The organism is Pseudomonas sp. NBRC 111123 (assembly GCF_001320205.1).
GTDB classification, from domain to species: Bacteria; Pseudomonadota; Gammaproteobacteria; order Pseudomonadales; family Pseudomonadaceae; genus Aquipseudomonas; species Aquipseudomonas putida_J.
Map to the genome: position 1 here is coordinate 1 of NZ_BCAZ01000091.1, position 6,170 is coordinate 6,170.

The 6,170-nt window shown below is 64.9% G+C and carries 6 protein-coding genes and 1 riboswitch; of the genes, 5 read left to right on the top strand and 1 reads right to left on the bottom strand.

The features are described from left to right. Positions 1–13 precede the first annotated feature (13 nt). On the bottom strand, positions 14–1,219 hold the full coding sequence (locus APH27_RS25215) for an RtcB family protein (RefSeq protein WP_060486203.1): 1,206 nt from the start codon (positions 1,217–1,219) through the stop codon (positions 14–16). A 92-nt stretch (positions 1,220–1,311) separates the two neighbouring features. After that, positions 1,312–1,453, top strand: a riboswitch (FMN riboswitch). Between the two features lie 80 nt (positions 1,454–1,533). Here APH27_RS25215 and ribB point away from each other — a divergent pair. From ribB to APH27_RS25240, 5 genes are all read left to right on the top strand, one after another. Continuing rightward, entirely contained in the window at positions 1,534–2,184 is a 651-nt protein-coding gene (gene ribB / locus APH27_RS25220; protein WP_027917803.1) for a 3,4-dihydroxy-2-butanone-4-phosphate synthase, read from the top strand. Positions 2,185–2,394: 210 nt separating this feature from the next. Further along, a complete protein-coding gene (locus APH27_RS25225) occupies positions 2,395–2,637 on the top strand; it encodes an exodeoxyribonuclease VII small subunit (protein ID WP_027917804.1) in 243 nt (80 codons plus the stop codon). Then, positions 2,634–3,521 (top strand): (2E,6E)-farnesyl diphosphate synthase, encoded by an 888-nt coding sequence (gene ispA / locus APH27_RS25230; protein ID WP_027917805.1) that lies wholly within the window; start codon positions 2,634–2,636, stop codon positions 3,519–3,521. Before APH27_RS25225 ends, ispA begins: the two co-directional genes overlap by 4 nt. A 177-nt stretch (positions 3,522–3,698) precedes the next feature. Continuing rightward, entirely contained in the window at positions 3,699–5,594 is a 1,896-nt protein-coding gene (gene dxs, locus APH27_RS25235; RefSeq protein WP_027917806.1) for a 1-deoxy-D-xylulose-5-phosphate synthase, read from the top strand. 123 nt (positions 5,595–5,717) lie between these two features. Next, positions 5,718–6,170 (top strand): TonB-dependent receptor (locus APH27_RS25240; RefSeq protein WP_156335914.1); only part of this gene is annotated, 453 nt, incomplete at its 3' end.

Genomic DNA, 6,170 nt, shown 5'->3' on the forward strand with positions numbered 1-6,170 from the left:
AGGCCGGTACAGCTCAACCTTTCACGCAGACCACCTGCCGCAGGGTATGCACCACTTCCACCAATTCCTGTTGCGCCCGCATCACGGCATCGATGTCCTTGTACGCCATGGGAATCTCGTCGATCACGTCCTTGTCCTTGCGGCACTCCACATGCGCCGTGGCCCGCCGCTGATCTTCCACGGTGAAGCGGCTCTTGGCCTTGGTGCGGCTCATCACCCTGCCCGCGCCATGGCTGCAGGAGCAGAACGACTCCTCGTTACCCAACCCACGCACGATGAAGCTTCTGGCGCCCATGGAGCCGGGAATGATGCCCAACTGCCCCTGCTGCGCCGACACCGCGCCCTTGCGCGTCACCAGGACCTCGTGGCCAAAGTGCTGCTCACGTTGCACATAGTTGTGGTGGCAGTTGACCGCCTCCAGGCTTGCCTCGAAGGTTCTGCCCAGCGCTTTGCGGGCAGCCGCGACCACCGCCTGCATCATCAACTCGCGGTTGCAGCGGGCAAAGTCCTGCGCCCACTCCACCGCCTCGACATAGTCGGCGAAATGGCGGCTGCCCTCCACGAAGTAGGCCAGGTCCTTGTCCGGCAGGTTGGCCAGGTGCTGACGCATGTCGGCCTGGGCCAGTTCGATGAACAGGTTGCCGATGGCATTGCCCACACCACGCGAGCCGCTGTGCAGCATGAACCAGACCCGGTCGGCCTCGTCCAGGCACACCTCGATGAAGTGGTTGCCGCCGCCCAGGGTGCCAAGGTGGTGGCGGTTGTTGGTCTTTTCCAGGCGCGGGTACTTGTCGGTAATAGCGTTGAAGCGCCCGGCGAGCTGGCACCAGGCTTTATCTGCAGAACCCGGCACATTGTCCCAGGCCCCCTGGTCGCGCTTGCCAAAGGTCTTGCCGTGGGGCACGGCCTGCTCGATGGCGCTTCGCAGGGCATGCAGGTTGTCTGGCAGGTCACGCGCCTGCAGCGAGGTACGCGCGGCGATCATGCCGCAGCCGATGTCCACGCCCACCGCCGCAGGAATGATCGCGCCGACCGTGGGAATCACGCTGCCAATGGTCGAGCCCTTGCCCAGGTGCACATCCGGCATCACCGCCAGGTGCTTGAAGATGAACGGCATCTTCGCCGTGTTCAGCAGTTGCCGGCGGGCGTCGTCCTCGACCGGCACACCGTCGGTCCACAGTTTGACCGGCTTGCCGCCGGCGACCTGAAGAATGTCCATTGAGCTGTTCCTGTTGAGCCATGCCTGCAGGATACCGCCGAAGGTCGTAGATGTGCGGCTTGCCAGCAAGGTGGCACAGTGCTGTATGCTTGGCCGGTCTTCAGGGCGGGGTGCAAGTCCCCACCGGCGGTAAATCGAAAGATGAGCCCGCGAGCGCCCCGGCCATGCCGGGGGTCAGCAGATCTGGTGCGACTCCAGAGCCGACGGTCATAGTCCGGATGAAAGAAGGCGTCAGGCAGGGGCCATTCGGGCGCCCCTGCGCGCGCATTTTGTTCGCCCCGAGACGTTCATCGATCATTCACGAGGAGCGTTTCATGTCCCCTTTGCTGCAAAAACAATTCCCCAACGTATCCGCCGCCGTCGCCGCCTTCCAGGCCGGGCGCCCTGTGCTGCTGCTCGACGATGACGACCGCGAGGACGAAGCCGATATCGTCGCCGCCGCCGAGAACCTGTCGCTGCAGACCATGGCCATGATGATCCGCGACTGCAGCGGCATCGTCTGCCTGTGCCTGGACGAAGCCACTGTCGATGCCCTGCAGTTGGCGCCGATGGTGCAGAACAACCAGGCCCGCCACGGCACTGGCTTCACCGTCACCATCGAAGCGGCCGAGGGCGTGAGCACTGGTGTTTCCGCGCAGGATCGCATCACCACCATCGAAGCGGCGCTGCGTTCGACCGCCGAGCAGCGCCATATCGTCAGCCCAGGCCATGTGTTCCCGCTGCGTGCACGTGATGGTGGCGTGTTGACCCGTCGTGGCCACACCGAAGGCTCGGTGGACCTGGCACGCCTGGCCGGCTTGCGCCCGGCAGCGGTACTGTGCGAGCTGATGAACCCCGATGGCAGCATGGCGCGCGGCGAGCAGGTGGCAGTGTATGCGCGGCAGTACAACCTGCCGGTGCTGACCATCGAGGAGCTGGCGCGGTGCCGTGAGGCCATGGTCGAGCGTGAAGCAGAGCCTGCCTGATCTGTCGCACGGGGCCGCTTTGCGGCCCATTCGCGGGTAAACCCGCTCCCACAGGGGGCTCTGCTGGATTCGAAACCTGCCTAGTACCTGTGGGAGCGGGTTTACCCGCGAAGAGGCAGGCAAATCCAGCCTCAAGCTGCCTGAAGTTTGCTCCCCCCGCGCAGCTCTGCTAACGTCGCGCGGTTCTGACCCGCCACCGAGACTGTCGCCATGGCCCGCAAAAAAGCCTCCATCGATTTCGAACAATCCCTCGCCGACCTGCAAGCCCTGGTCGAGCGCCTGGAGAACGGTGAACTGTCGCTGGAAGACTCGCTGGCCGCGTTCGAGCAAGGCATCGCCCTGACCCGCGATTGCCAGGGGGCCCTGGCCCAGGCCGAACAGAAAGTACAGATTCTGCTGGAACGTGACGGCGAACTCACCGCGCAACCGTTCGATGCGGAGCCAGAAGCATGATCACTGTTTACCAGGCCAGCTGCCAGGCCCGCGTCGACGCCGCCCTCGAACCACTGTTCATCGCCCCGACCAAAGAGCTGGAACGCCTTTATGCGGCCATGCGCTACAGCGTGATGAATGGCGGTAAACGCGTGCGCCCGTTGCTCGCCTATGCCGCCTGCGAAGCCCTTGGCGCGCCCGCCGAGCAAGCCAACGGCGCGGCCTGTGCGGTAGAGCTGATCCACGCCTATTCGCTGGTCCATGACGACCTGCCAGCCATGGACGATGACGACTTGCGCCGTGGCCAGCCAACCACCCACAAAGCCTTCGACGAGGCCTGCGCGATTCTCGCCGGTGATGGCTTGCAGAGCCTGGCTTTCAGCGCCCTGCTCGACCCGCGCCTGAGCCCGCAGGCCGACAGCACCCGCCTGGCCATGGTCCAGGCCCTGGCCAAGGCCGCAGGCCCTGCGGGCATGGTCGGCGGCCAGGCCATCGACCTTGGTTCGGTCGGCCTGAAGCTGGACCAGCAGGCTCTGGAATTCATGCATCGGCACAAGACCGGCGCCCTGATCGAAGCCAGCGTGCGCCTCGGCGCCCTGGCCAGTGCCCGCGCCGAGCAGGCGCAGCTTGAAGCCCTGCAGACCTACGCACAAGCCATCGGCCTGGCATTCCAGGTGCAGGACGATATCCTCGACGTGGAAAGCGACACCGCCATCCTGGGCAAGCGCCAGGGCGCCGACATCGCCCGTGACAAACCGACCTACCCCGCGCTGCTGGGGCTGGAAGCTGCCAAGGCCTATGCAATCGAACTGCGCGACCAGGCGCTGCTCGCCCTGCAAGGTTTTGGTGAATCCGCCGAGCCGCTGCGGGCGTTGGCGCGCTATATCGTCGAGCGCCGTCATTAAGGATTGACTCCAATCCCCTGCAGGAGCGGGTTTACCCGCGAATGCTGTGGTAAGTCCAACATGGCATTCGCGGGTAAACCCGCTCCCACAGGGTCCGCGAAACCCGTGGTCGAATGGGCACTTTTCCCACAATGGGGTAAACTGCCGCGTCTTCACACACCTATAACGACTCGCCTGATGCCCACGACGTTTCAAGAGATCCCCCGCGAACGCCCGGTCACGCCGTTGCTCGACCGCGCTGACACGCCTGCCGGCTTGCGCCGGTTGGCCGAAGCCGACCTGGAGACCCTGGCCGACGAATTGCGCCAGGAGTTGCTCTACACCGTTGGTCAGACCGGTGGGCATTTCGGCGCCGGCCTGGGCGTCATCGAGCTGACGATCGCCCTGCACTACGTCTTCGACACCCCGGATGACCGGCTGGTGTGGGACGTCGGCCACCAGGCCTACCCGCACAAGATCCTCACCGGGCGCCGCAACCGCATGCTCAGCCTGCGCCAGAAGGACGGCATCGCCGCCTTCCCGCGCCGCAGCGAGAGCGAATACGACACCTTTGGCGTCGGCCACTCCAGCACCTCGATCAGCGCAGCGCTGGGCATGGCCATTGCCGCCCGCCTGCAGAACAGTGCCCGCAAGTCGATCGCCGTGATCGGCGACGGCGCCCTCACTGCCGGCATGGCCTTCGAAGCGTTGAACCACGCCCAGGAAGTCAACGCCGACATGCTGGTGATCCTCAACGACAACGACATGTCGATTTCGCGCAATGTCGGCGGCTTGTCCAACTACCTGGCCAAGATCCTCTCCAGCCGCACCTACGCGAGCATGCGCGAAGGCAGCAAGAAGGTGCTGTCGCGCCTGCCCGGTGCCTGGGAAATCGCCCGTCGCACCGAGGAATATGCCAAGGGCATGCTGGTGCCTGGCACGCTGTTCGAAGAGCTGGGCTGGAACTACATCGGCCCGATCGACGGCCACGACCTGCCAACCATGATCGCCACCCTGCGCAACATGCGTGACCTCAAGGGCCCCCAGTTCCTGCACGTGGTGACCAAGAAGGGCAAGGGCTTCGCCCCGGCCGAGATCGACCCGATCGGCTACCACGCCATCACCAAGCTCGAGCCTGCCGACAAGCCGGCTGCGCCGAAGAAGGTCAGCGGGCCGAAGTATTCCGCCGTGTTCGGCCAGTGGTTGTGCGACATGGCTGCCGCCGACAACCGCCTGGTGGGCATCACCCCGGCCATGAAGGAAGGCTCCGACCTGGTCGCCTTCAGCGAGCGTTACCCGCAGCGTTATTTCGACGTGGCGATCGCCGAGCAGCACGCGGTCACCCTCGCCGCCGGCATGGCCTGCGAAGGCAGCAAGCCGGTGGTGGCGATCTACTCCACCTTCCTGCAGCGCGCCTACGACCAGCTAATTCATGACGTGGCTGTGCAGAACCTTGATGTGCTGTTCGCCATCGACCGTGCCGGCCTGGTGGGCGAAGACGGCCCGACTCACGCCGGCAGCTACGACCTGTCGTACCTGCGCTGCATCCCGGGCATGCTGGTGATGACCCCAAGCGACGAGAACGAGCTGCGCAAGATGCTCAGCACCGGCCACCTGTTTAACGGCCCGGCGGCTGTGCGCTACCCACGTGGTACCGGCCCGAACGCACCGATCAGTGGTGACCTCGAACCATTGGAAATCGGCAAGGGCGTGGTTCGCCGACAGGGTGCAAAAGTTGCCCTGCTGGTGTTTGGCGTGCAGTTGGCCGAGGCCCTGCAGGTTGCCGAGCAGATCAACGCCACCGTTGTCGACATGCGCTTCGTCAAGCCGCTGGACGAGGCCCTGGTGCTGGAACTGGCTGCCAGCCATGAGTTGCTGGTGACCATCGAAGAGAACAGCATCATGGGTGGCGCTGGGGCTGCCGTGGGCGAGTTCCTGGCTCATGAAGGCGTGGTCAAGCCGCTACTGCACCTTGGGCTGCCAGATATTTATGTCGAGCATGCCAAACCGGCACAGATGCTGGCCGAGTGCGGGCTGGATGCTGCCGGCATCGAAGCCTCGGTGAAGGCCCGCATGGCCATGCTTGGGCTGTAGGTTTTGGGGCCGCTTTGCGGCCCTTTCGCGACACAAGACCGCTCCTACACAGGATCGCGCAATCCTGTAGGAGCGGCCGTGTGTCGCGGTCGAGGGCGCAGCCCTCGCAAAATGGAACAGCCAATGAAAACCTCAACCTTTGCCACCCTGCTCTGCCTCCCCATTCCGTTGCTGGCCGCCGAACGCGACGACGCCCTCAAGCTCCCCGACATCCTGATCAGCGCCAACCGCCAGGTCGAATCGCGGACCACCACCAGCGCCGCCAACACCGTCTTCACCCGCGCCGATATCGACCGCCTGCAACCTGGCAGCGTCACCGACCTGCTCACCCGCGTGCCCGGCGTGCAAGTAGCGCCTACGGGTGGCCGTGGCAGCCTGCCAGGCATCTTCATCCGTGGCACCAAGGCCGCCCAGAGCCTGGTGCTGGTCGATGGCGTGCGCATCGCCAACGCCACCTCCGGTGACAGCGGCCTGCAATTTCTGGATGTCGACCAGATCGAACGCGTCGAAGTGCTGCGCGGCTCGCGCTCGGCGGTGTACGGCAGTGACGCCATCGGCGGGGTGATCCAGATCTTC